The sequence below is a fragment of the Sphingomonas zeae genome (assembly GCF_014197135.1).
Taxonomy (GTDB): Bacteria; Pseudomonadota; Alphaproteobacteria; order Sphingomonadales; family Sphingomonadaceae; genus Sphingomonas; species Sphingomonas zeae.
Genome location: NZ_JACIFA010000006.1, coordinates 153,934 through 178,255 on the forward strand (window position 1 = coordinate 153,934; position 24,322 = coordinate 178,255).

The 24,322-nt window shown below is 65.7% G+C and carries 19 protein-coding genes; 7 read left to right on the plus strand and 12 right to left on the minus strand.

All coding sequences use genetic code 11. From position 1 onward, the window contains the following. Positions 1-9 precede the first annotated feature (9 nt). Positions 10-1,062, minus strand: coding sequence for a zinc-dependent alcohol dehydrogenase (locus GGR45_RS19915; protein WP_175312535.1), 1,053 nt, complete (start codon positions 1,060-1,062; stop codon positions 10-12). Next, positions 1,059-2,078, minus strand: a complete 1,020-nt coding sequence (locus GGR45_RS10715; protein WP_175312534.1) for a patatin-like phospholipase family protein — start codon at positions 2,076-2,078, stop codon at positions 1,059-1,061. Before GGR45_RS10715 ends, GGR45_RS19915 begins: the two co-directional genes overlap by 4 nt. Before the next feature lie 186 nt (positions 2,079-2,264). Between GGR45_RS10715 and GGR45_RS10720 the strand changes: the two genes are divergently transcribed. The 5 genes from GGR45_RS10720 (at position 2,265) to GGR45_RS10740 (ending at position 10,500) form a co-directional block, all read left to right on the plus strand. Then, positions 2,265-3,773: an MFS transporter gene (locus tag GGR45_RS10720; protein ID WP_175312533.1), complete on the plus strand. Its 1,509-nt coding sequence runs from the start codon at positions 2,265-2,267 to the stop codon at positions 3,771-3,773. A 98-nt stretch (positions 3,774-3,871) separates the two neighbouring features. Further along, the gene (locus GGR45_RS10725; protein ID WP_175312532.1) at positions 3,872-6,094 is read left to right on the plus strand and encodes a hypothetical protein; all 2,223 of its coding nucleotides are present in this window, start codon (positions 3,872-3,874) and stop codon (positions 6,092-6,094) included. A 2-nt stretch (positions 6,095-6,096) separates the two neighbouring features. Continuing rightward, entirely contained in the window at positions 6,097-6,834 is a 738-nt protein-coding gene (locus tag GGR45_RS10730; protein ID WP_175312531.1) for an SDR family oxidoreductase, read from the plus strand. 401 nt (positions 6,835-7,235) lie between these two features. Further along, positions 7,236-10,175, plus strand: a complete 2,940-nt coding sequence (locus GGR45_RS10735) for a PAS domain-containing protein (protein ID WP_175312530.1) — start codon at positions 7,236-7,238, stop codon at positions 10,173-10,175. Continuing rightward, positions 10,138-10,500: a response regulator gene (locus GGR45_RS10740; protein WP_246358164.1), complete on the plus strand. Its 363-nt coding sequence runs from the start codon at positions 10,138-10,140 to the stop codon at positions 10,498-10,500. Before GGR45_RS10735 ends, GGR45_RS10740 begins: the two co-directional genes overlap by 38 nt. A 252-nt stretch (positions 10,501-10,752) precedes the next feature. On the opposite strand, the gene GGR45_RS10745 is transcribed toward GGR45_RS10740, so the two are convergent. Next, positions 10,753-11,868 carry a hypothetical protein gene (locus GGR45_RS10745; RefSeq protein WP_175312529.1) on the minus strand — a complete coding sequence of 372 codons (1,116 nt, stop codon included), beginning with the start codon at positions 11,866-11,868 and terminating at the stop codon, positions 10,753-10,755. A 156-nt stretch (positions 11,869-12,024) separates the two neighbouring features. Between GGR45_RS10745 and GGR45_RS10750 the strand changes: the two genes are divergently transcribed. Next, complete coding sequence (locus GGR45_RS10750) at positions 12,025-12,981, plus strand: ferritin-like domain-containing protein (RefSeq protein WP_175312528.1); 957 nt, start codon at positions 12,025-12,027, stop codon at positions 12,979-12,981. Here the strand turns inward: GGR45_RS10750 and GGR45_RS10755 are convergent. The 5 genes from GGR45_RS10755 to GGR45_RS10775 are packed head-to-tail and all read right to left on the minus strand — an operon-like array spanning position 12,921 to position 18,444. After that, positions 12,921-13,517: a 4'-phosphopantetheinyl transferase superfamily protein gene (locus tag GGR45_RS10755; protein WP_175312527.1), complete on the minus strand. Its 597-nt coding sequence runs from the start codon at positions 13,515-13,517 to the stop codon at positions 12,921-12,923. The two genes, GGR45_RS10750 and GGR45_RS10755, sit on opposite strands and share 61 nt — an antisense overlap. Further along, the gene (locus GGR45_RS10760; RefSeq protein ID WP_175312526.1) at positions 13,501-14,274 is read right to left on the minus strand and encodes a Crp/Fnr family transcriptional regulator; all 774 of its coding nucleotides are present in this window, start codon (positions 14,272-14,274) and stop codon (positions 13,501-13,503) included. The genes GGR45_RS10755 and GGR45_RS10760 overlap by 17 nt, the downstream gene beginning before the upstream one ends. Before the next feature lie 2 nt (positions 14,275-14,276). Further along, entirely contained in the window at positions 14,277-16,499 is a 2,223-nt protein-coding gene (locus GGR45_RS10765; protein ID WP_175312525.1) for a GumC family protein, read from the minus strand. Between the two features lie 17 nt (positions 16,500-16,516). Then, on the minus strand, positions 16,517-17,845 hold the full coding sequence (locus tag GGR45_RS10770) for an outer membrane beta-barrel protein (protein WP_175312524.1): 1,329 nt from the start codon (positions 17,843-17,845) through the stop codon (positions 16,517-16,519). After that, positions 17,842-18,444, minus strand: coding sequence for a polysaccharide biosynthesis/export family protein (locus GGR45_RS10775; protein ID WP_246358165.1), 603 nt, complete (start codon positions 18,442-18,444; stop codon positions 17,842-17,844). The genes GGR45_RS10770 and GGR45_RS10775 overlap by 4 nt, the downstream gene beginning before the upstream one ends. A gap of 342 nt (positions 18,445-18,786) precedes the next feature. Between GGR45_RS10775 and GGR45_RS10780 the strand changes: the two genes are divergently transcribed. Beyond that, a complete protein-coding gene (locus GGR45_RS10780; protein ID WP_175312523.1) occupies positions 18,787-19,425 on the plus strand; it encodes a sugar transferase in 639 nt (212 codons plus the stop codon). On the opposite strand, the gene GGR45_RS10785 is transcribed toward GGR45_RS10780, so the two are convergent. Genes GGR45_RS10785 through GGR45_RS10800 form a run of 4 tightly spaced genes read right to left on the minus strand, consistent with a single transcriptional unit; the run spans position 19,422 to position 24,280 of the window. Continuing rightward, positions 19,422-20,606 (minus strand): glycosyltransferase family 4 protein, encoded by a 1,185-nt coding sequence (locus GGR45_RS10785; RefSeq protein WP_175312522.1) that lies wholly within the window; start codon positions 20,604-20,606, stop codon positions 19,422-19,424. The two genes, GGR45_RS10780 and GGR45_RS10785, sit on opposite strands and share 4 nt — an antisense overlap. Then, positions 20,603-21,778 carry a glycosyltransferase family 4 protein gene (locus GGR45_RS10790; protein ID WP_175312521.1) on the minus strand — a complete coding sequence of 392 codons (1,176 nt, stop codon included), beginning with the start codon at positions 21,776-21,778 and terminating at the stop codon, positions 20,603-20,605. Before GGR45_RS10790 ends, GGR45_RS10785 begins: the two co-directional genes overlap by 4 nt. A gap of 4 nt (positions 21,779-21,782) precedes the next feature. Further along, complete coding sequence (locus tag GGR45_RS10795; protein ID WP_175312520.1) at positions 21,783-22,781, minus strand: endo-1,3-alpha-glucanase family glycosylhydrolase; 999 nt, start codon at positions 22,779-22,781, stop codon at positions 21,783-21,785. Then, the gene (locus GGR45_RS10800; RefSeq protein WP_183988978.1) at positions 22,778-24,280 is read right to left on the minus strand and encodes a DUF6418 domain-containing protein; all 1,503 of its coding nucleotides are present in this window, start codon (positions 24,278-24,280) and stop codon (positions 22,778-22,780) included. Before GGR45_RS10800 ends, GGR45_RS10795 begins: the two co-directional genes overlap by 4 nt. Positions 24,281-24,322: the final 42 nt, after the last annotated feature.

Here is a 24,322-nt window from a genome sequence, read left to right on the forward strand (position 1 = left end):
GGCCGGACGTCACACCTCCAGCCCGACGAAGATCGCCTGGGTCCGGCGACGATCCTGCGCGGTCTCGAACGCCTCGTTGATCCGGTCGAGCGGGAAACGGTGGGTGATGAGTTGCTGCGTCTTCAACACGCCCCGGGTCAGCAGGTCGAGCACTTCCAGCTGCTCGGCATGGATGTCGTGAAAGGCGAAGCTGGCGCTGGGGATCAGGGTGATTTCCGACATCTGGATACGTTGCCATTCCAGCGGGATCGCAATCGGTCCGTCATCAAAGCCGCCGACGATGACGACCTTACCGCCCCTGCGCACCAGCCGCGTCGCAAGCGGCAGCGTGTCGGGCATCGACGTGCCGCCGGCGCATTCGAACACGATATCGGCGCCACGATCATCGCTCATCGCACGGATCGCCGCTTCGATGTCTTCCTCGTCCGCATGGACTATGCGGTCCGCGCCCAGCCGCTCCGCCAGCGCCAGCGCATGGGGCAGCTTGTCGACAATCATCACCTTCGCACCGCTCGCCTTGGCCAGCATCAGCTGACCGAGCCCGATCGGCCCCGCCCCGATGATCGCGACCCGCGCGCCGATGGTCAGGCCGGAGAGATGCTGTGCATGAAGCGCCACCGCATAGGTATCGAGCAGCGAGGCATCGTCATAGCCCACGCTGTCGGGAAGCGGATGGAACTTGTGCTGCGGCCCGACGACATATTCGGCATAGGCGCGCGCGACGCTGGCGCGCCGGGTAGGATAGAGGTCGGGGCAGCGATTATACTGCTGAACCCGGCACCATTCGCAATGGCCGCAGCCCAGCACCGATTCGATCAGCACCCGGTCGCCCACCGCGACCCGATCGACCGCCGGACCGACCTCGACCACCTCACCGGCCAGTTCGTGGCCCATGATGCAGCAATGCAGTTCTTCCTCGGCCTTTTCCCAGTGGCGCAGATCGGTTCCACATATCCCCGCCATCCGAACCCGCGCCTTGACCCAGTCGTCGGCGGCAAGCTGCGGCTCCTCCACCTCGGTAATTTCGAAGCGTCCATCGGCGGTCTTGCGCGCGGCTTTCACGGGCGTTCTCCCTGGGGAATGGCGACGAGGTTCAGTCCGGCCCGGCCAAGCGGAATCGTGCCGTCACGAAGACCGGACAACAGCGCGTCCCCATCACGCACGCCCGCATCCCAACGCTGCCGCACCGAGGCGGCGGAGAAATCCATCGCCTTGCCAGCCACCTCGCGATGCTGTGTCGCATAGGTCAGGTGCGCCAGCGTCACGGCCCGATCGCTGAGCGCAGGATCGCAGCCATATCGGTGTTGCCAGCTTTCGATGATCCGGCGCGATTGCGCGGCCAGGGCGAGATCCTGAATCCGCGCGATCAGGCTTCCGATGGTCGCGTCATGCGGCCCCGCGAGCGGGAGCAGATCGATCGCAATGCACAGCAGCGGCCGATGATCAGCCTGTTCCAGAACCGGATCGAGCGGAAGATTGGCGGCAAGTCCGCCATCTACGAACAGCGTGCCATCGATCGCGATCGGCGGGAAGGCGGGCGCCATGGCGCCGCTGGCGCGGATATGTTCGACCCCGATCCTGTCTTTGTGCGTATCGAACAACCGCCCCGCACCGCTATCCAGCGCGACCGCCTGGATCGTGTAGCGGATCGTGCCCTGGTTCAGCCGGTCGAAGTCGATCAACCGGGCCAGCGTGCGCGCCAGTGGCGCCGTGTCGTACAGGCCCGGCGTCTCGCGCGTCGCCAGCGCGGTGCCGATCGGCGCGAACATCCCGGCCCGTCCGGCCAGCAATGTCGCCAGCGCCTCGCCGCTGCGCCGCCAGGTCTCGGCACTTTCGCCATAGTAGAGCGATGCCGCCCCGACCGCCGGTCGCCAGAATTCGCGCAAGCGCGTCAGCCGATCCTCGGGCGCATTGCCCGCCATGATCGCGCCATTGGCGGCCCCGATCGACGTTCCCACGATCCATTCGGGCGTCAGGCCCGCTTTGTGCAGCGCCTGATACACGCCGGCTTGATAGGCCCCCAGTGCATTGCCCCCGGCCAGGACGAACACGATCCGGCAATCCGATACATCGGTCATGCGCGGCCGCCCGTCATCGGGAACGAGGTTTTGGAAGGTCGGACATCATCCATCGACGGATCAACCCATCACCGATGCGAAAGTGTCGCGCCGACGCCAATCATTCCCATAAACTCAATGACATAGATCAAGGCAACGACGTCGCAAGCGCAACCGCCCGCGCACGCAGGACGTTCACCCGGTCCCATGACCCTGTTGCCTCAGACCGAGCTGACCGCTGCCGATCGGGAACATGGCCTGCGCCTGCTCATCATCGAGGCACTGTTTTCCGGCGGGGCGGCGGCGTTGACCAGTGGCGTGATCCTGACCGCCTTCGCGCTGCATCTCGGCGCATCCAATGTGATGGTCGGAATCCTCGCGGCCATGCCGTTTCTGGCACAATTGCTACAGCTGCCCGCCATCCAGCTGGTCGAGCGCTGGCGACGGCGCAAGCAGATTGCGGTCTTCGCCAGCCTGATCGGGCGGACGATGCTGGCGATCATGGCCGCGCTCGCCTTTTTCAGCGGAACGACCGCGCTGCTGATCTTCCTCGCCGCACAGATGCTGCTCTGCGGCTTGGGGGCGATCGGGGGGTGCGCATGGAATGCGTGGATGCGTGATCTCGCGCCCGAGGAACGGCTGGGCGAGGTCTTTTCCCGGCGGACCATATGGTTGACGGTCATCAGCCTGGTGCTGGGTCTGGCCGCCGCACTCGCGCTCGACTGGACTCGCGCAGGATCGGCGGCGCGCAACGGGGTGTTCGCCGCGATGTTCGCTTGCGGTTGCGTGACCGGCCTCATCAGCGCGCGGATCGTCGCGATGATGCCCGAGCCGGTGATGCCGCCCGCTGCCGGACGCCTCGAGCTTCGCGCGCTGCTTAGCCAGCCGCTCGGCGATGCCAATTTCCGGCGGCTGCTGGTCTTCGTCGCCAGCTGGCAATTCGCGATCAATCTGGCGACGCCCTTCTTCACCGTCTTCATCGTCCGCCGGCTGCATTTCGCGGTCAGCTTCGTGCTGCTGCTCAGCGTCGCGAGTCAGATCGCCAATATCCTGGCGCTGCGACTTTGGGGCCGCTTGAGCGACAAGTTCGCCAACAAATCGGTCCTCGCCGTCTGCGCGCCTGCCTATATCCTTGCCATCGTCGCGATGATTGGCGCGTCGCAGCTGGGCGACCGGACGATGGTGAAGCTGTGGCTGGTCGGCCTGCATCTGATCATGGGCGCGACGATCGCCGGGGTGACGCTGGCCAGCACCAATATCGCGCTGAAGCTGTCGCCCAGGGGGTCGGCCACCGCCTATGTCGCCACCAATGCGATCACCACCGCGCTGGCTGCCGGGATCGCGCCGATCCTGGGCGGACTGCTCGCGCAATTCTTCGCCGCGCGCCAGTTCGAGCTGGTCGCGCGCTGGAGCAGCCCGGGCGGCGTGTTGACTTTGCCTGTCCTGCTGACCGCCTGGGACTTCTATTTCCTGATCGCCGGGCTGATCGGTACCTATGCGATCCACCGCCTGTCGCTCGTCCGCGAGACCGGCGAGATCGAGCGGCGGGCGATGGTCGGCCAGGTGCTGAACGAGACGCGGCGGTCGATCCGCAACATCTCCTCGGTAGCGGGGTTGCGCGCGGCAACCGATCTGCCCGGTGCGCTGCTGCGCGATGCGCAGACGCGAATCCGGCTGAAACGCGCACAGCAGGCCCGGACACGACCAATGCGCTGACACAGGTTATCAAGCCGCTGGCTTCCCATGACTTCCCCGGAACCACGGCCCGCCCAGCCCATTGTCCGAACATCCTGTCACCCTGTCGGAGTGGTCACATGCCCCGAACGGCGACTGCGGAGGCCCCGCCGCCTATCAGCCCTCACCTTCTGGAATTGCGCGACATGCTGCGCGCCGATCCCAAGCCGCTGGCGAAGTTCGAGATCGGCGAGCTGACCGTCGCGCTGCACCGGACGACGGATTCGGTCTTCGCCATCATCCGGCGCGGACGCAGCGGCGGGCTGGCGGTTCGCGCGGCATTTATCCCCACCTCGTTCGACTGCCATGCCCAACGCCCCGAACAGGGCGAGGCCGCCCGGTTGCGCTTGACCAGCGCGATGGGCGAGCATGTCATCACCTGCCTCGCCGACCGCCTTGCGGTGGAACGAGTTCGGATCATCACCCGCTTCACCCCCGATCGGCCGACGATCCTGCCCTTCGCCCCACGCGATCTCTATCCGCTGGGGGCCGGCGACGATCCCTCGCGTGCGGACGGCAAGGTCGAGGCATCGCAGCGCGGGCTTAATACCGGCCTGCTCTATTTCCGCATCGACGAACCGGGGTTCGGCAATGTCCTCTATGTTCAGAACCTGACCGCCTCGAACGATTATTATCGCGCGACCCACACCGTCCCGCGCGAGGCGGTGGGCGGGGCGTGGCCCGAGATCGGCTATGCCCTGCCCGTCCCCGACGCCAAGGCCGATCCCGCAGAGGTCGCACTGGAGGCCGGACGACAAGTAACACTGTCCGACGCGATCCTCGTCTTCCGGCACCAGGCCCCGCCGCACGAACGCGAATCGGCGCGCCAGTTCGTTCAGATGCTGGGCAACGCCTATGATCTATTCGAGCCGCCACCGGTCGCCTATCGCGACTGGATCGACCGCGCCGAGCGGACGCTGCGCGATCTGGAACAGGCGCCCGCCGCGACGATACGACATTACGGCCACCTCTATATCCATCCTTATACCGGCGCCGAATATCCCGACATCATGGTGCAGATGTCGGTCGTCGCCGCGCTCCACCAATGGAGCCGCTGGCTGGGCGAGCCGGTGCCGCTCGAAGCCCGGCTGAAGGCCGGACTCTGGAAATTCTATGACGAAAAACTGCGCACGCTTCGCCGTTACCTGCCCAATGTCGGCAAGGACAAACAGGCCGATGCGGTCGACAGCTGGTATCTCTATCACCCGCTGCTCAACCTGGGCACGCTGGCGCTCGACGGCGACGAGGAGGCGCGGGCGCTGTTCCTGAAGGCGATCGATTACGGCGTGAAGGCCGCGCGGCATTTCGACTATCGCTGGCCGATCCAATATGACGTGACCGACTTCTCGATCATCGAGAAGGAAGCGCCCGTCGACGGGCGCGGCCAGACCGATGTCGGCGGCGTTTATGCCTGGGTCATGCTCCAGGCGTTCGAACTGACCGACGACCGCACCTATCTGGACGAGGCGCGCGCGGCGATCGATGCCGCCATCGGCCTGCGCTTCGACATCAATTACCAGGCCAATCTGACCGCCTGGGGTGCCGCGGCCTGTATGCGGCTGTGGCGGATCACCAATCGCGACGTCTATCGCGAGCAAAGCTATGTCTATCTGGCCAGCTTCCTGCACAACGCGGTCTTGTGGGACAGCCGGATCGGCCATGCCGAAGCCTATGAGACGTTCATGGCCGTCACCTGCCTCCAGGACGCGCCATACATGGCGATGTACGAATGTTTCGACAGCTTCGTCGCGTTCGAACAATATCTGAATGACAGTGGCCCCGATCTGGAGCCCGAGGCCCGGATTCTGATCGGCGAATATTGTCGCTACGCCCTGTCGCGCGCCTGGTTCTATTACCCCGACGCACTGCCGCCCGAGGCGATCGCCACGGAACAGCGCGATGCCAATGGCCATGTCGACAAGGGCCTCTCCTTCCCGCTGGAAGATCTCTATCCCGACGGTCAGCCCGCCGGGCAGGTGGGGCAGGAAGTCTATGGCGCGGGTGCGGCCTTCATCTTCGCCTCGCGCGCCTTCCACCCTGTCGAGGGGGCGCCCTTCCGCCTCTACTGCGACATGCTGGTCCGCGCGGTCGAGCGGATCGGCGACCGCGCACTGGCGATCCGGCTCGACGGCGGAGAGGCGCGCACCGCCAATCTGCGACTCGTCCGGCTGAAGCGCCGCAAGCTGACCGACAGTGTCATCGCCACAGCCGATGGAACGGAAATCCTGCCCGATGCGACCACGGCCGAGCGCGTCGATTACCGCGTTCCCGCGCAGGGCCGGCTCATTCTTACATGGGAATAGTCATGACCGAGAACCGCACCGCCTCCTTGTCCGGCAAGCGTATCCTGCTGACCGGCGGCACCACCGGCATCGGCCGCGCCACCCTGAAGGCGCTCGCGGCGGAAGGCGCGCACATCCTGACCTTCGGGCGGCATCAGGAAACGCTGGACGAAGCATTGTCGGATATCGACGGCACGGTAAAAGGGATCGTCGCGGATGCCGCCACCGCGGAGGGGATCGAGCAGGTCTTTGCCCAGGTCGACGATCAGCTCGGCGGGATCGACATCCTCGTCGCCTGCGCCGCGCTGGGGGCTCAGCCCATCCATGAGATGGCGGATGCCGACTGGCGCTATGTCATCGACGCCAATCTGACCGGCTATCTCGCCTGCGCGCGCGCCGCGATCCTGCGCATGGAAAAACGGGGCGGCGGCCATCTGCTGTTCGTCGGATCGATCAGTACGGAGATCAAGGCGGCGGGCGAAAGCGTCTATGCCGCGACCAAGGCGGGTATCCACGCCTTTGCCGAAACCCTGCGCAAGGAAGTGGCGGACAAGGGCATCCGGGTCGGCGTGATCCAGCCCGGCTCGGTCGATACCGAAATGCAGGAGTGCAGCGAGGAGGAAAAACGGGCCGCCATCGCCGAAGGCCGGATGCTGCCCGCCGAGCATGTGGCGGACGCCATCCTGTTCATGCTTACCCGATCGGCCAATTGCGACATCGTCAACCTGCGGATCGAGCCGCTGCTCCAGACGACGGGGTAACCGGCAGTCGACGTCACATGGTCAGGCGCGCCGAGCAAGCCCCCCTGGCTTGCATCGGGGGACGCCCCGATCAGGGACGAGGCGGTCGATCCGGTTCCACCGACCGATCCCGGGGAACGGCGCCGCAAATGCCAACGCCCTGACCTATAAAGGAACCGAATGGTCGGACCGCGCGTGGCCGATAGCAAGGGGGAATCATCTTTTGATAAAATCATGACCCAATTGCCCCGCCACGGGGAAACATCCTCCTTCCTGTTAATTTCGATCAGCCATTTTAATCTTCTTTTCGATTGCCGCGACGGACAGATTGGCTCCCGTATTTCTTTGTCGATCGGGGGACATAGGGTGTTATCGAAGGGATCGAGCACCATTGCGCTTCCTTCGGGGAGGGCATGGCATTCATGACCATCGCTGCTGCCCGCCCATGGCTGCCGTTCCATAGTGAAGCCGGGCAACGGATCAGGGATCATGATTGGAGTACGACGCCACTTGGTCTACTCGACCAGTGGCCGATCGCGTTGCGCCAGGCTGTTCGTATGATCCTCGATCATCCCCTGCCGATGGCCGTCGGTTGGACCCGCGATTACATCACCATCTACAATGATGCGTATCGCGAGATGCTGCGCGGCAAGCCCGAGGCGCTTGGTCTCCCGCTGCTCGAAGTCTGGTCAGAAACCAGTGAGACGGCCGCGCCGCTGTTCGACGATGTATTCGCCGGACTGTCGCACCGCTTTACGGACGCGCGCTTCATGGTCCTGCGAGGCGGGCAGGCTGAGGAGGCGTTCTTCAATTATTCCTTGAGCCCGCTGCGCGATGACGCCGGCGACGTACAAGGCATTCTGATCACCAGCTTCGAAACGACGGCGAAAGTTCACGCCACCGCAAAGCAGATCGGTGCGGAGAAGGTGCTACGTGCAAATGGGGAAAGACAGAGCCTATTGCTGCAATTGAGCGACGCCCTTCGCATCAAGAGCGATGCTCAGGAGATGATCGAAGCCGCCGCCCGGATGCTGGGCCATCAGCTTGGCGCGTCGCGTATCGTGTTTGCCGAGTTCGATGAGACGAATGGCGTCGCCAATGTCTTTTTCGGGTGGTTTGCCGATGGAGCCATGCCCTTCCCCGCCGTCATACAGCTTGAGGAATATCGGGGCGCGATTGTCGAAGAGCTTCTCGCAGGCCGCACGGTTCGGATCGATGACATCGGCCCTCCGTTCCTGCAGCCCGACCATGAAGCGATCGCGAAGCTGGGCGTCAAGGCACTGCTCAGCGTGCCGGTGCTCCTCCGTGACAGGATGGTGGTGAACATCAGCGTTCATCAGCACACGCCCCGTCACTGGACGGACGAAGACGCCGCGCTGGTCAAAGAGGTGGTCGAGCGGCTTTGGGCCAATCTAGTGCGGTTTCGTGCGGAACGGGCGCTTCGTGACAGCCAGGATTTGCACCATTTCCTCCTGTCTTTGTCGGACACCCTTGGCCGGCTGGTCGACGTGGCCGACATCGCGGAGATCGCTGTTCATCGCCTCTGCGATCGGCTGGACGTCAACCGGGTACGATATGGCGAGATTGAAGGCGACACGATGAACGTCCGGCATGAATGTGTGCGCGGCGTTCCACCGGCGCCCCGCGCGCTCTCGCTTGCGCCATTCGGCTCCGCTTTCCTGGAACGGTATCGGGCCGGCGCGCTCATCCAGGTGAATGACGTGGCCGCCGAGACCAGATTGCCGGAAATGGGGCGGACGGCACTGAAGGACATGCAGGTGGCCGCATTCTGCGACGTCGTGCTGTTCGAGGAGGAGAAGCGAACCGGCCTGCTCGTCGTGCAAAGCGCCACACCGCGAAATTGGACGTCGTTGGAGGTGGAACTCATCCGCAATAGCGCCGAACGGATACGTTCGGCCTTGAAGCGTGCCCAGGCGGAGGCGGCGCTTCGCGAAGGCGAGGAGCGTTTTCGGCAGTTCGGCGAGGCATCACAGGACGTCATCTGGATACGGGATGCCGAGACGCTGCAATGGCAATACCTGACCCCGGCGTTCGAGAAGATCTATGGATTGGACTGGGCCGAAGCGCTTGCCGGTGATAATTACCATAGTTGGCTGGACCTGATCGTTCCCGAGGATCGGCAACTGGCGTCCGAAATGACCCGCCGCGTCCGCCACGGCGAGTCCGTCGCCTTTGAATATCGTATCAGGCGGCCGATCGACGGCACGATTCGCTGGCTGCGCAATACGGACTTCCCGATTACCGACGCCGAGGGCAACGTGCGGCTGATCGGCGGGATCAGTCACGACCTGACTCAGCTGCGAAACGCGCAGTCCCGGCTGGAGGAAGTGGTCGAGAACATCCCGCAACTCGTCTGGCGTGCCGATGATCCGGGCCGTTGGACCTGGGCCAGCCCGCAATGGACCAAGTTCACCGGACAGACGGAGGAGGATAGTCGCGATTGGGGTTGGCTTGATCCCATCCATCCCGACGATCGCGCGCCGGCTCGTGCCGCCTGGGGGCGCGCTGAAGCCGAAGGACAATTTACGGCGGAGTACCGTATCCGCGAGAAGTCGACGGGCTCTTACCGCTGGTTCCAAACCCGCGCGACGCCACTGCGTGACGAACACGACGTAATCCGGGAATGGTTCGGCACATCGACGGACATTGACGACATTCGCCGGTTGCAGGGGCGTCAACAGGTGCTCGTCGAAGAGCTGCAGCACCGCACCTTCAACCTCATGGGCATGGTTCGATCCACCGCCGACAGAACCATCCGTTCCAGCGTCAACCTCCCCGACTTCAGGGCCAAATTCCGCAACCGCATCGATGCGCTCGCGCGGGTTCAACGCCTGTTGTCGCGGCTGGAAGACGATGGTCGCGTGACCTTTGCCGATCTGATCCATGCCGAGCTCGACGCCATCGGGTTCACGCAGGCCGGTGAGCAACGGGTAACGCTTGACGGACCTGACGACGTCCCGCTCAGGTCCAGCACGGTTCAGATTTTCGCCATGGCCTTGCATGAGCTGACGACCAATGCGGTCAAATACGGTGCGCTCCGCCAGGGGGGAGGTCATCTGCATGTGCGGTGGTGGGTGGAGGCGGACGAACAACAGCAACGTTGGCTGCACGTCGATTGGCACGAAAGCGGCGTCACCATGCCGCAGGAAGGTGCCGCCCCCACGGGCACAGGCCAAGGCCGAGCGCTGATTGAGAAAGCACTTCCTTATCAATTACATGCCAAGACTACCTACGTTATGGCGGCGGATGGCGTTCGCTGCTCTATAGCGTTGCCGATCTCGAACCGAGGTCAAGCGGAGACGCATGATGCCGCTCACCAATCGCCGGATCCTCGTGGTTGAGGACGAATATATGTTGGCGCAGGATATGCTCTTGGAACTGCAAGACGCTGGTGCGGTCGTGATTGGTCCCGAACCATCCGTGGCCCGCGCGCTGATGCGCATCAACGAGGAAACCACGATCGACGCCGTGGTTCTCGACGTGAATCTGGGCGGAGAACAAGCCTTTCCGGTCGCCGACGCGCTCGTGGCCAAGCGCATTCCGTTCGTATTCGCGAGCGGATATGACGACGATGCGATGACGAGCCGATATCCGGACGCCGTGAATTGCGCAAAGCCCTTCAGCTTCCGTACCCTCATGCGTTCGCTTGAAGCCGTACTTCCCTAAGCTCACGTCGCCTCAAAGCACAACGATCGACCGTTATGGGAGCCGGGGGCTCCCGACCAGAAGTTCAGGATCTTTGCGCCCTGCTTGCGAAAGAAACGCCACCGGTCCTAGCCCCCCCGCCCCCGCGCCGACGGCCGCCTCGGCACGAGACGCCCGCTGCGAAGTCGATCCCCGTGAGGGTGGAAAGCGACGGCGATGGGATCCCGGAGCCGGGCTTGGTGGACCAGCCCTGAGTACTAACGCTGACCGGGATCAGGCCCCCGTCATCCCGATATAGCGGATCACGCTGTCGGTACCGCTGTTGCGGACGCGCAGCGAACCGATCCGCTCGCCGCTGGCCGAGCGGACGATCAGGTTGATGTCATAATCGGTGCAATATTCGAGCTGGACGAGATCGTTCATCGGATTACCGGGAATCGTGTCCCAAACCTCGCCCGTGACCCGCAGTCCGGTGCAGCGGATCGCCCGCAGAAACTGACCATTGCGTCGTCCGCGAAGCGTGATGTTACGCAAGTTCACGTTGCGGCAATGGGTCAGATAGGCAGTCGGCCCTTCCTGCGTCGCTGCGCCGAAATCCAGATCGGCATTGGCGATGGTGATGTCGGTGATCTCGCATCCCTGGGCGACGCCTTCATTCTGCATCATCAGCGGGCAACCGGTCGGACCCTGGGTGATCCGCCCCTTGACCCCGCTGACCCGGATGTTGCGGATGACCGCCTTGCCGGTGGTCGCGCTGGTGAAGAATTTGATGCAGGAAAAGGCGGCACTGTCGAGCGTCATGCTGGTCAGGGTGATCCGCTCCATGACCGCATCGATCGATTCATGGTTTTCCGAGGTGAAGGACAGCGCATCGTCGCCACTGCGCACGGTGATGTTCGATCCGCTGACCCGCGCACAGGCCCCGAAGAAATGAAGGCCGTCCGCGCCCGGACGATTGACGCCCGAGAAGAGTTGCAGGCCGTTGAGATGGCCGCCGGTCGAATTCTTGATCTCCATTCCGAACCCGGTCAGCGGTCCGGCGGTCTTGACGCCGATGACGGTGAAGCCGTCGGTCGCCACGATGCCCAGACCCTTGCGCGTCGCCCCTGCCGGGTCGGAAGCGCCCCCGGTAAAGGCGCCGCCCGCGCCGATGATCGTGACGTTGGACAGCCGCTGTCCCGAACGATTGGTCAGGCAGTAATGCGTGCCGACGGCGGGACCATGGTCGTTATAGACATCGCCGGCAACCAGGATGCGCGCGTTGCTGGCATAGCCCAGCCCGGTCGCCAGCAGGCGATGCCCGCCCGGCGGAATCGTATAGGCGCTGCGAGCCTTGGCCGCAGCGTCGAGCGCGGCTTGCAAGGGGGCGGTCATGTCGGTCGGGGCCATAGGTGCGGTCATGCTTCGCGGTTAAAAGCCACGCTGGTAAACGTTCCATGACCGCGCTGTCTCAAACCAGCATTCCTGCATCATTTGATGTACTTATCGCCCATTTCGGCCGGCGTTAACACGGCATCAAGGGATCTGGCGAAAAAGGTTCGGGCCATGCAGAACCTGACCTATTTTGATGATCCTGATCGCCTTGATCGGCGACGCGTCCTTCGGCTGATCGCCGGGCTGTCGAGTGGAGCGCTGCTCGCGGGATGCGGCGGTGGCGGCGCCGGCGGCGGTGACGATCCGGTCGCCAGTCCGCCGGTCGCTGCCCCGCCCAGCGCAGCCCAGCCCGCGCCGGTCGCGTCGCCCGCGCATCCGTTGAACTTGCCGCTGACGCTCGCCTATCTGGGCGGGCAATATTTCTCCTATGCCGCTCGAGGAACGTCCCTGCCCGGCGTGCTGACCGGCGGCGGCGCAAGCGCCGTGACCGGCGCACGGCGGCTCGACTTCAGCGATTCGTCAGTCGCGCGGCTGGCGGCGGACATGGCCGACGACAAGGCGGCGCATATCACGGCGCTTCGGGGCCAGATCGGCGCCACGGCTCCCGCCCAGCCCGCGATCGACCTGTCGGCATCCGCCGGTGGTCCCTTTTCGCTTGCGGCCCAGCGCGCCGGGATCGTCAGCACGGGCCAGTCCTTTGATCCTTATGCCGATGAGACGCATTTCCTGATCGGCGCGCTGCTCCTCGAAAATGCGGTGGCCGCGACCTATCGTCGGTTGCTGATGGTCGAACAGGACGCGGCGAGCGGCGTCATCGTGGCGGGCCATCTGGCCGACTCCATCTATCATGGCGGAGTGATCCGCGCGCTGCTTGCCGACCGGGCCGCCGCGACGCCCGACGTCGATGCCATGCTGACCCGGATCGGTACGATGCTGGCCGCGCTCGACGGGACAGCCGGCAGCGACCAGATTCTGCCCGGCGGCGACGCGAACAGTTCCAATTTGCTGGATGCGGAGGGGCGGCCCATTCCCTTTACCCGCACCGACCGACAGGTGCTGAGCGCGCTCTACCTGTCCAGCGCCGGACCCGGCGGGTTCCTGCCCCAGGGGGTGCCCGGCATCGCATGATGCGCCACGGCGCACAGCGTCTCACCCTGGCGGTACAGGGCAAAATTCCAGCCGTCGCTGGGCCAGGGCGTGTCCAGCATGATCCGCCCGGCCTGACCGTGAAAGGCGATCCGGTCGAGCGGCAGGGCCAGCCCGACGCCCAGCGCCTTGCCATAGGCCTCTCGCAACACCCAGCGACAGGCCAGTTCGATCACCGGGTCGGCGGCCGCGATGACCAGCCGACGCTCGCTGTCCGCCAGCCAGGGGTCGCCGACCTGCGCGTTCAGGGTCACGCGCGACACCGTCTCGACGTCCAGCCCGATACGCCCGCATCGCGCCCAGGCCGCGGCGTGGCATCCCGAGGCGCTGCTGCGGCTGACCACGGTGACCCGTCCTGCCATACGCACCGCCGCCGCATCGCGGTCGGCGGCGGATGGCGCGAACAGCAGGACACGCCCTTCGCCCAGATCGGCCGCTCTCGCCTCACCGAACGGGATCGTCGCCAGATCGCGCAGGCAGTCCGCCAGCGCGCCGGCGCGATCATGCCGAACCGGCATGGCTCGTCGGGTCGATCCGGTCGGCCAGCAGCGCCAGGCGGGGAAAATCCTGGATCGTCGCCACGCCGCCCCGGATCAGCGCCAGTTCCTCACGCCGCATCTGCGACACGATCCGGTTGATATGGACCAGGCTCAACCCCAATAGTTCGCCCAGCGTGTCCTGGGTCAGCGGCATGGGAAAGGTGCCGCTGTGGACAAAGCCGATCAACGACAGCCGGTGGTGCAACTCCAGCAACAGATGCGCGGTTCGCTGGAGCGCGCTCTGGCAGCCCAGGCGGACGACATGGTCGAGCAACGCCGTTTCCTCGCACCGGTCGATCGCGGCCAGCGCGCGGACGATGCCGGGATATTCGCGCGGCTCGGTGCGGACCGCCTGGACCAGCCGGGCGATGCCGATGGTGCGCACCGGAGTCAGCGCGATGACAGGGTTCAGCGCGAGCGGCCGCCGATCCCCTCGATCGCCCATCATGTCGCCCGGCAGCAAGACGCCCAGCATCTGGCGACGGCCGTCGGGCAGGATGCGGGGACGACAGGCCCAGCCGCCGACGATCAGCCGGGGGTGCGGACTGCCGTCGTCACGTGGGCAGATGCCGGTGCCTGCCGCATGGCTCTTGGGCGCTTCGGCCAGCGACAGGACCAATTCGGCCTCATGGGGCGCGAGCGTGGCGAAGTTGCGGAGGCGATGCAGCAGCAATTCGCTGGTGATCGCACGCGGGGCGGGCGCAGGCCGATGACTGCTCAAAGCGAGGCTGCCCATGGTCAATTCGCATAATAAGCGTGATAGGACCCCATGAACTGCGCCGGATCGCCATAACCGGAGCGCGACAGCGCATGTAGGTCGACCCGGCTGAGCGCCACCCCGGTCATCTTGACCCCCAGCGTCTGGAGCAGGTGGACCGCCATCTCGACCGCCGCATCGGGCGTCTTGCGCCAGCGGACGAGCAGTACCGTCGAATCCGCCTTCTTGGCGACCAACCGCCCATCGACCACCGGCAACACCGGCGAGGCGTCGAAGATCACGACATCGAACCGCGCCTTCAGATCCTCGATCAGCGCATCGAAGCCGCTACCGCCCAGCGCCGCCGCGCCGCCCAGCCCGGCCCGGACCATGGGCAGGATAGTCAGCGGCGAGTCCGAATCGCGGATCAGCGCTTCGTCCAGCCGCGCTTCGCCCTCCAGCACCTGTTGCAGCCCGACCGCCGGACGCAGGCCCAGTGCGCTGGCGATGCTGGGGCGGCGCATATCGGCATCGACCAGCACGACGCTGACCCCGCTCATCGCGACGATCCGCGCCAGCCCGATCGCGGCGGTCGTCTTGCCCTCATTGGGCAGTGCCGAGGTCAGCGCGATCGTGCGTACGGTTCCCGCCGCGGCCGATTGCAGGACCGAGGCGGCGAGATTGCGATATCCCTCCGCATAGGCCGAGCCGCTATGGTCCACCAGCGCGCTGATCGGGTCGCTGCCGCCGATATGGCGCACTGCCGAGTTCAGCGTCGGCAGCCCCGCCAGATAGGGAAGCTGTAGCCGACCCTCGACATCCTCCAGCGTGCGAATGCCGCGATCGGTGCCCTGCCGCATGAAGACGACGCCCAGGCCCGTCGCCACCGCCAGCAGCGCACCGACCAGCATGTTGATCGGCCGGTTGGGCGAGCTGGGATGCACGGGCAGCGCGGCGAGGCTGGCGATGCGCGCGTCCGAGCGGGTCGAGGCGGCCTGTGCGCCGATCTCGTTCAGCCGGGTCAGCAATAGCGCATAGCTTTGATGCGCGGTGTCCGAGCGGAGCTGAAGCCCGCCCAGCGCGATCGAGGCGACGTTGTTGCCCACCACCTGCGACCGCGCCCCCGACGCACTGCCCGCCAGCGAGGCGGTCCGGCGGGCGGCGACGTCACGCTGCGCCTCGAGATTGGAGATGGTGCGCTTGATTTCCCCCTCGATCTGCGAGTCGATATCGGCGACCTGGCGCTGCGCGGCGGCAAGCGGGGGATATTTGGGACCGTATTTGCCGCCGAGATCGGCGACCTGCGCGCTGACGACCGCGCGTTGGCTGCGCAATTGCTGGATCACCGGCGAGCCGAGCGCCTCGCCCAGATCGTCGCCCTTGGACCCGCGTGCGAGCTGCTGGCGTGCGGTCTGGAGCCGGGCGGTCGCCTCCGCCTCTCCGGCGCGGGCGAGCGCGACCTGTCCGTCGAGCGAGGACAGCTGCTGCTCGGCGATGGTGCCGCCCTGCACGCTCATCAGATTATGCGCGACCTTATAGCGGCCGAGTTCGCCGTCGGCCTCTTCCACCTCGCGCCGTGCTTCGGCCAGTTGCCCGCGCAGCAGCGCGGCGGCGGCATCCGCTCCCTCGCGCTTCACCGCGCCCGACTGGGCGACGAATTCCCGGGCATAGCTGTTGACGATCGCGGTCGCGAGCTGACGGTCGGGATGCTCGAAGGACAGGCTGAGCATGAAGGTCTGGGCGTTGCGATGCACCTCGATCCCGCTCGCCAGCCGGTCGATCGCCGCCTCGCGCCGCGCCGATGCGGGCACGGGCGCCGGCGTGCGTTCCAGGCCCGGGATACGATCGCGGATCGACGGGATATGGACCAGCGCGCGGAACCGTGTCTCCTCGGCCAGTCCGAGCCGGTCAACGACCAGTCCGGCCAGCGTCCGGCTCTTGAGCAGCTCGACCTGCGTGTCGACGCTCGAGTCGGCGGCGGGATCGCTGAGCGCGCTGGTCCGCTCGGACCCGATCTGCGCGGGCTGGGGTGCGATGACCAGCGTCGCGGTCGCGGTGTAACGCGGCGTCTGCAACCAGGTATAGGCCGCGACCAGCACCATGATGCCGCCGGCGACGGCCAGGAACAGGGTCAGGTGTCGCCGATAGGCCTTGATGAGGTCCATGACCCCGTTCTGGGGCGGTGGCGCCCGGTCGACATAGGCGGGCATCGGACGAGCGCCCTCGAAGGGTGCGCTATCGTAACGAATCGGCAGGCTAGCCATCGTCGATTCTCCCGTTTCTACTGTTGAAGAGTCAGCGTCAGTGAGACGCGATGATCGTCAAAATTGGTTATGCCCGTCGCGCAGGTGCAGTCGCGCGCTAGGTAGCGATAGCCGAGCCGCGCATTCCAATGGTTGCGCGACAAATAGGTCAGCCCGGCATCGGCATAGGGTAACGAATCACGCCGGGGGATGCCGCGATAGGTATCGCGGAAATAGCCGCCCTCCACAGAGGCGATGAGGTAGCGGCGCAGTTCGTGATCCGAGCGCAGCGAACCGCCACGGTGCAGGAAGCCGCCGGTGCCCGGCACGCCACTGTCCTGGATGCTGCTCTCGGCGGTCGCGGTCAGCGTCCAGAGCCGGGTGGGGAAATAGAACAATTTGCCCAGCGCCCCCACGCCCGACAGTGGGCGAATGCCGGGGCGGTCGAAATCCTGGCGGATATAGCCGACGCGCACATCGCCGCGCATCAGGTCGGTGACCTGGAAACTGGATCCGATATAGACGCCGTACCCCTTGGAGTCGCGCGTGCCGCCGGGCGCCAGGCGGAAATCGACCTTGTTCAGGCTGGCCGCACCGTAAATCGAGACGGCGGGGTTGAGCGCGCGTTCGACGCGGACCAGAGCCTGATAGCGGGTCCGGTCGCGGTCGCGGGTGAACAATGTGCCGCCGCCCCGAGCAGGTGCGTCGCGAAAGTGCAGGTCGATGACATCGGCGCGCAAGATGACGCGGGTGTTCGCCTGTTCGATCGTCGCACCGGCATAGCCGTTCAGGGCGTTGTATTCGAGCGGTTTGGCGGCGTCGATCGGTGAGTCCGCGGCGAAGCGCGGGTTGATGAAGCTGCCATAGCTCGCGCCCGCCGTCAGGCTGCTGAGCGCGCCGACCGCGACGCTGCCTTCCAGCCCGGCCATGCCCTCTTCGGTATTTTCGCTGGTATAGGTGGCATAACGGCGCAAATCGCCCCGCGCATAGGCGGCGACGCGATAGGGTCCACCGCTGGTGCGCACCGTCACCTCCGGCCGGACGACCAGCGCGACATCGCTCCGCCGATCGTCATTGTGGGCGAACAGATTGGAGGTGAAGAGCCCACCGACCGACACCGCCGGAAACACGTCGAACGCGCCCATGGACACCCCTTGCGCGGTAAAGGCGGGCAAGGTGCGGTCAGTGACGGCCAGGTCGCGGTCGCGCGTGAAGACGGAGCGGGCTTGGGTCAGCGGCGGTTCGGGCGGGACCTGGACGGTCGGCACGTCCTGCAGCAATTGCGCCCCCAGTGGCGCGCTCCCAGCCCCGGCGATCATGAGCAGCGCCAGGCGTGACAGCGGCCGGGGCGCGCCGCCCAAGATCAAAACCAGCGTTCCTTGATGCGGATGGTATCCCCCGGCGACACCAGGGTCGTGGCGGTCACGGGCTCCGCGACCTCCTCATTCTGCCCGGCATGTTTGATGAAGACCTGCTTGGTCTTGGCGCGATAGGTATACCCCCCCGCCTGCGCCACCGCGCCCAATATGGTCAGACCGTTGGCAAAGGGATATTGGCCGGGTTTGTTGACCTCGCCCAGAATATAGAAGGGCCGGGTCGACAGGACTTCGACGGCGACGCGCGGATCCTTGATATAGCCGTCGGCCAGTTTGGCGACGATGCGGTCCTGCAACTGGGTGGAGGTCAGGCCGCGGACATCGACCTCGCCGATCAGCGGCATGGCGATCAGTCCGGAGCCTGCAATGGTGAACTCGCCGCCCAACGCCGGGTCGCCGAACACCACCACGCGTACCCGGTCGCCACCCGACAAGACATAATTATAGATGGGGAGCCCCGTCGCAGCTTCGCCCGCGGCCGCCATCCGCCCCGGCACCGCTTCCTGCCCCGACGCCACCGCCGGCAAGGCGGTCGCCAGGAACAAGGTCATCAGACGGGTCGCCATCGTTCGCGATACGCCACTGGGCATAGGTCCTCCCTTGGCAGTTGCCTGCCTGTTTTCATTCCCGACAATCGGCCTTTCGACTGGACAGTCCCGCTTTTCCTCCGGCGGACGCCCGCATTCCTACAGTTGCAGCGCCTCAAGAGGCTGCAATCGTCTTCATAGTTACGATTCGTTAACCATGATGATCTGGGAATTGCTGCATTGCACTAACCTAATATACAGTTTTGCTAAAAGATTGATTCAAAATTGTCTTTTGATGCATTTCGATCGGGAGGCGCGATCCGGGGTACGAAAACCCATCAAATGATCGTCGGAAAGGACGACCGGGTTCGTTGTCGCGCTGGTTTCCCAGAGCGAGGTTCAACGATGATCGTCTCCCCTTCCCCCCTTTCTCATCCCGAGCTGTTGCAGACGGCTGACAAGGTGCTGGCGTTCCTGCTGCTGATCCTGTTGTCGCCGCTGATGCTGATCATCGCGACGCTGATCGCGCTGGAAAGCCGGGGCGGCTCGGCGATCTATGGCCATCGACGCTATGGCAAGGATGGCCGGACTTTCCTGTGCTACAAATTCCGATCGATGGCGCTGGACGCCGATGCGCGGCTGGCCCGGCTGCTCTCCAGCGATCCCGCCGCCCGCGCCGAATGGGCGCGCGACCACAAGCTGCGCCATGATCCGCGCGTCACCCGGATCGGCCGCTTCATCCGTCGCACCAGCCTGGACGAGCTGCCGCAGCTGTTCAACATCCTGCGGGGCGAGATGAGCCTGGTCGGCCCGCGCCCGATCGTCGCGGCCGAGGTGCGCCGCTATGGCCGTCGCTTCGTCGATTACTGCTCGGTACGGCCGGGCATGACCGGCATCTGGCAGATCAGCGGGCGCAACGATGTCGGCTATCGGCGCCGGATTGCGATGGATTGCTTGATGGCGCGTCGGATGTCGCCGCGTCTGTATGCCGAAGTGCTGATCGGCACTGCGCGCTCGGTCATGACGCGCAAGGGGGCCTATTAAAGGATGTTGGCGTAAACCTGGGCAAAGGCCCGCGCCACCGCCTCGGGCGTGGTGCGGGTTACCACCCGGTCGCGACCTTGGGGTGGGCCGGGCCGCCCCGCCTCCAACAGCGCCCGCATCCGTTGCGCCAGCGCCTCGACATCGCCCGGTGGCACCAGCCAGGCATCATCGGCGATGATCTCGGCAATGCCGCCGCTGCGCGCGCCGATGACGGGGACATGCGCCTGATACGCCTCCAGCACGGTCCGCCCAAGCGGCTCGGCCCACAGCGACGGCGCGACCAAACAGTCGATTTGGTCGAACAAGGCCTTGGGCTTCTGAAAGCCGATAAACGCGACCGGCAGCCCTTCGGCCAGCGCTTCATAGGGTGCCAGATCGCTCAGCGCCGCGCCCGCGATCAGCAGGCGCCAGCCGGTCGGCGGCAATAGCCGCGCCGCCTTCAACAGCGTATCGACGCCCTTTTCCGGGCTGATCCGGCCGAGATACCCGAAGGTAACAGGCCCATCGAGCGGCGGCTTGGCATAGCCTGCCCCCACCCCCTCTACCGCTGCGGTGTTCCAGATGACGCGCCGCCGATCGCTCGGCACATGGTCGAAAAAGCCATAGCGCAGATGCCGTGCCAGGACCTCCTCGCCGACCGCCGTCACCGCCGTCACCAGGCGCTGATCGAACTGCTTGGCAAAGGTCAGTACCCGGCATTTCAGATGCCGGCCCACACAGGGTCCGCTTTCCCGGTACATCGAACTGGCGGCACAGAGCAGGTCGAAGTCGCGCAGCGTATGGACGATCGGAATTCCCCGCGCGCGCGCCGCGTGCCAGACCCGGGTGGAGATATCGACCATCGAATGGGTGTGCACGACGTCCGGGCGGAACCGATCGAGCACGTCGCCAAAACGGCGTTCGATCTCGAAATTGGCCTGTTGCTTGAACTTGGCCCATTCCCGCCGGCGCTGGCTATGGGCGGGCCAGTCCTCCAGCCAAAAGTCGTTGCCGTGCGGCATCCGAAAGACGGTGACGCCGTTCCGTTCCTGCTCGATCGCCTCGCCGGGGGTCAGGCAGGCGGCGGCCACGTCCCAACCGTCGGCCGCTTGCGCCTCGGCGAGCATGGAGACCGATCGCTCCGCCCCGCCAACGATATGCGGGGGATAAAGGCTCGACAGATGCAGGATGCGCGGGCTCATGCCAGGACCTCGGCATAGAGCGCGTCATAGGCGTCGAGCATCCGCTGCGGCGTCACCACCGACAGGACGGCGTCGAATGCGGTGGCAGGCGGCAAGGCGGCGCGCCCGGCCTCCATCACCGTCCGCATCCGGGCGGCCAATGCCTCGGCGTCGCCCGGCGGGACCAACCATTCCTCACCGACCGCACCGACGAGATCGCCGATCGCGCCCAGCCGTGATCCGATGACGGGCACGCCCTGCGCGAAAGCCTCGACCACCGTCAGCCCGAACGGCTCGCGCCAGATCGACGGCACGACGAGCAGATCGATCTCGCGCAGAAACGCCTCGGGATCGGTAAAGCCCAGAAATTCGACCGGCATACCCTCCGCCAGCGCACGGTAGGCAGCATCGCCTTCCTGTGCGCGGCCCGCCACCTGCAACCGCCAGCCGGTCTCGGGAAGAAGACGACAGGCGGCAAGCAGCGTCTCAATTCCCTTTTCAGGAACCAGCCGCCCGAGAAAACCGAAGATAAAGTCGCCCGTCCGATCGGAGCGCTGCCGCGCGGGCGGCACATCGACCCCGTTCCAGATCACCTTTGCGCGTGTTTCCTGAAACAGACCAAAGCGGCGATGCTCATCGAGTACCGGTTGCGACACCGCCGCGACCGCGTCGATCCGCTTGGCGAAGCGCGCCTTCCACGCGCCGGTGATCCGGCACGAGGCATGGCGTTCCTCGCACGAGCGGCCACCCCGGAACATCGATGCCCGCGAGCAGATCAAGTCGTAATCATGCAGAGTATGGACGCTGCGGGCGCCGCTGTCCGCGATCGCCGACCAAATCATCGGCGGCAGCTCGACCATGGAGTGGGTGTGGACGATGTCGGGGCGGAACTGCGCGACCGCGCGCGCCACATCGGCGGCGCCGCGATAATTGACCATCTGCCCCAGCTTGTTGGCGGTGCGCATCGCGCGCGGCGCGGCGAACACCTCCTCCATCCAGACGAGATTGCGGCTGCGCTGCGGCAGGACGGTGACGCCGTGCCGCTCGCCGGGCGCTTGCGCCTCGCGCGACAGATAGGCCGCGCCCACCTGATATCCGCGCGTAACCTGTGCCTCGGCGAGCATGGCCACGACCTTCTCCGCGCCGCCGACGACATGCGGGGGATAGACCGAGCTGACGTGAAGGATTCGCATCGGATCAGGCCCCCATGAAACGGCGCGCCGCTTGGGCGGTCAGCGTGAGGTAGCGATCGCCATACTCGGTCGACGGTTCGATCTCGGAGCCCTCATGCCATTCATTGAAGCTGGTCACGAGCACCCAGTCGGCATCGTGGCGGATCGCGGCGTCCCAGAGCGTGCGATAGGTCGCGCCGTCATACCGTGCGACCGTCGGGCGCGGAGCAGGGCGGCCGGGCACGCGGCTGTCATCGAAGCCGGGAATGACGGTGGCGCAGAACAGCTTGGTCCCGCTCATGCGTCGCCACACCGGATAGGTCCGGTCGGCCCATGCCTTCATCTGGACCGGCGTCATGCCCTTCAGATAGGGGGCAAGGACATAGACATGGATGCCGTCCATGAACGGTGCCCAGGCGGCGAAGTCGCGTGTCTCGCGCGGAGAGACGTCGCCGATCAGGAACGTGCCCTCCGCCGCGTTCCGCCAGTCGCGTGCGGGCAGGTCGCGCAGCGCTTGCAGATACAGGAACAGCACGGGTTGCGCTTTGACCCGAAGCCAGGCGGGATGCGTGCCATAGGTACGGGTCAGATAGGCGATGTCGCGCGCCGCACCGCCCGCTCCGTCCTTTTGCTGTTCGAGATAGACGGTGACGCGAAGGCCCGCGGCGCGCGCCGCATCCAGGATGGCGGGCAGCGCCTTGTCCTCGAACGAATCGACACCCCACCAGCTGACGATCAGCGCGGTGATCCCCGCCGCCTTGGCTTGCGAGACATGGGTGCGGATCACGTCCGCATCATGGCTGTCATACAGGCCAAGCAGGGGATGGTTGAGCGTCGGGCTTTGCCGGGGCGCTTCGCCCTGCGGACCCTGCCAATGGAACCAGCGCCCGCTCGTCTTCGGGTTGCCGTACCAGGGGTAATAGAAGGCCAGCACCTGACGCGGATACCGCCTTGGCACCCCCCATGCGGGCGCGGCCGCCAGCGCCAGCCCGCCGCCGACGATGCCGCGACGCGTCCAGTTCACGCCGCGCGTCTCGCCGCGAAGAGCGCCGCCCGCATCCGGTCCCAACCGACCAGGATCTGCGCCCGGTTGACCGCCAGCAGGATGATCTCGACCGTGACGAACAAGAGCAGTCGGTTGATCTGCCCCGGCGCGGCGATGCTCCACAGCGATGCCTGTTGCGCCGAGAAATAGACCTGGAGGAACGTCCAGACCGCAAAGAACAGGCTCAAGGGGAAGGCGGAGGCGAAGGCACGTCGCAGATAAAGCGCCGCAAAGGCGATCACGACGCCCAGAAACGCCATGATGGCCGCGACCCCGACATAGCCGAACATGACCAGCGCCGTCGCCTCGGTGCCCATGGTCAACTGCACCCAGCCGCCATTCTTGCGGAAGCTTTGCGCCAGCTTGGAGGGAGCGTAATGCTGGATGAAATAATAGGTCTCGACCCCGTTGGTGAAGGCGGAGGCGGGCGGCGACTTGTCACCCAACGTGTCGAGATTGCGCTGGACCAGATGGGCATCCCAATGCGTGACCCGGCGCGCGTCGCGGCTGGCGACGAACCACAGCTCGCCCTGCCCCGCGATCCGCTCGCCGACGAGCGTCACGGTGCGGTCGAGCGGCAGACGGCCATAACCCGAATAGATGTACAATGTCGCGCCCAGCGCCGCGCAGAGCAGTGCCGCGACCGGCACCGCCAGGCGCAGCATCGTGCCCGCCAGCCGCCCCTGCCGCGCGAGAAGCAGCGGCATGGCGAAAAAGGCGACCTCGGCCAGGATGGTGAAGAACTTGTCGCCGAACAGGAAATAGAGCGCGGTCAGGGCAAGGAAGGTCAGGATCGCCGCCGTCTTGAGCAGCGGCTGGTATCGCGGCGCAAAGGCGATTGCACCCAGCATCGCGGCGAACAGGAACTTGTTGTCCAGCAGGACCAGGACCAGCCCGCTGCTATATTCGCGACGGTAGAGGAAACGGTCGACGCCTGCGAGCAGCGGAAATCCGCTCTGCATCCCGTGCAACAACGCCAACCCACCCAGCGCCATGCACAGCGCCACCACCGGCCAGCCCAGCCACGCCACCACCTGGTCGAGCAGGGGGGAGCGTGCATAGGCGAGGAACAGCCGCTCGAACCGGCGAAAGACCAGCGCGAAGACGAGGAAGAACAGCGCGGTGAAGGCGACGAAGGACGCGCTGGCATCACCCGGCGCGCCCAGGCGGTTGACCTCGGGCATATAGGCCCCGGCCTCTATGACGAGCAGCGACACGAGCGTCGCGCCACGCGTAATGACCAGTGGCAGGAGCAGGATCAGCCCCGCCGCGCTGATCCGCGCGACCAGCAGCAGCAAGGCCCCGAACAGCAATAGCGACGAGAGGGAGAACAAGACGCTGGGCAATGCGGCGGCCAGCGCCCAGTTCAGCGCAAGCGCGGCGGTCAGCGCGACGATTGCCCCGAACGGCCACCGCAACGGCGCCGGTTCATCGCGATACCTCGGCGCGGTCGCGCCACCCTGTCCCGAGATGCCCATGCCACCGGCCTAGCGCCACGGCCCACCCCCGGATGCGTCAAA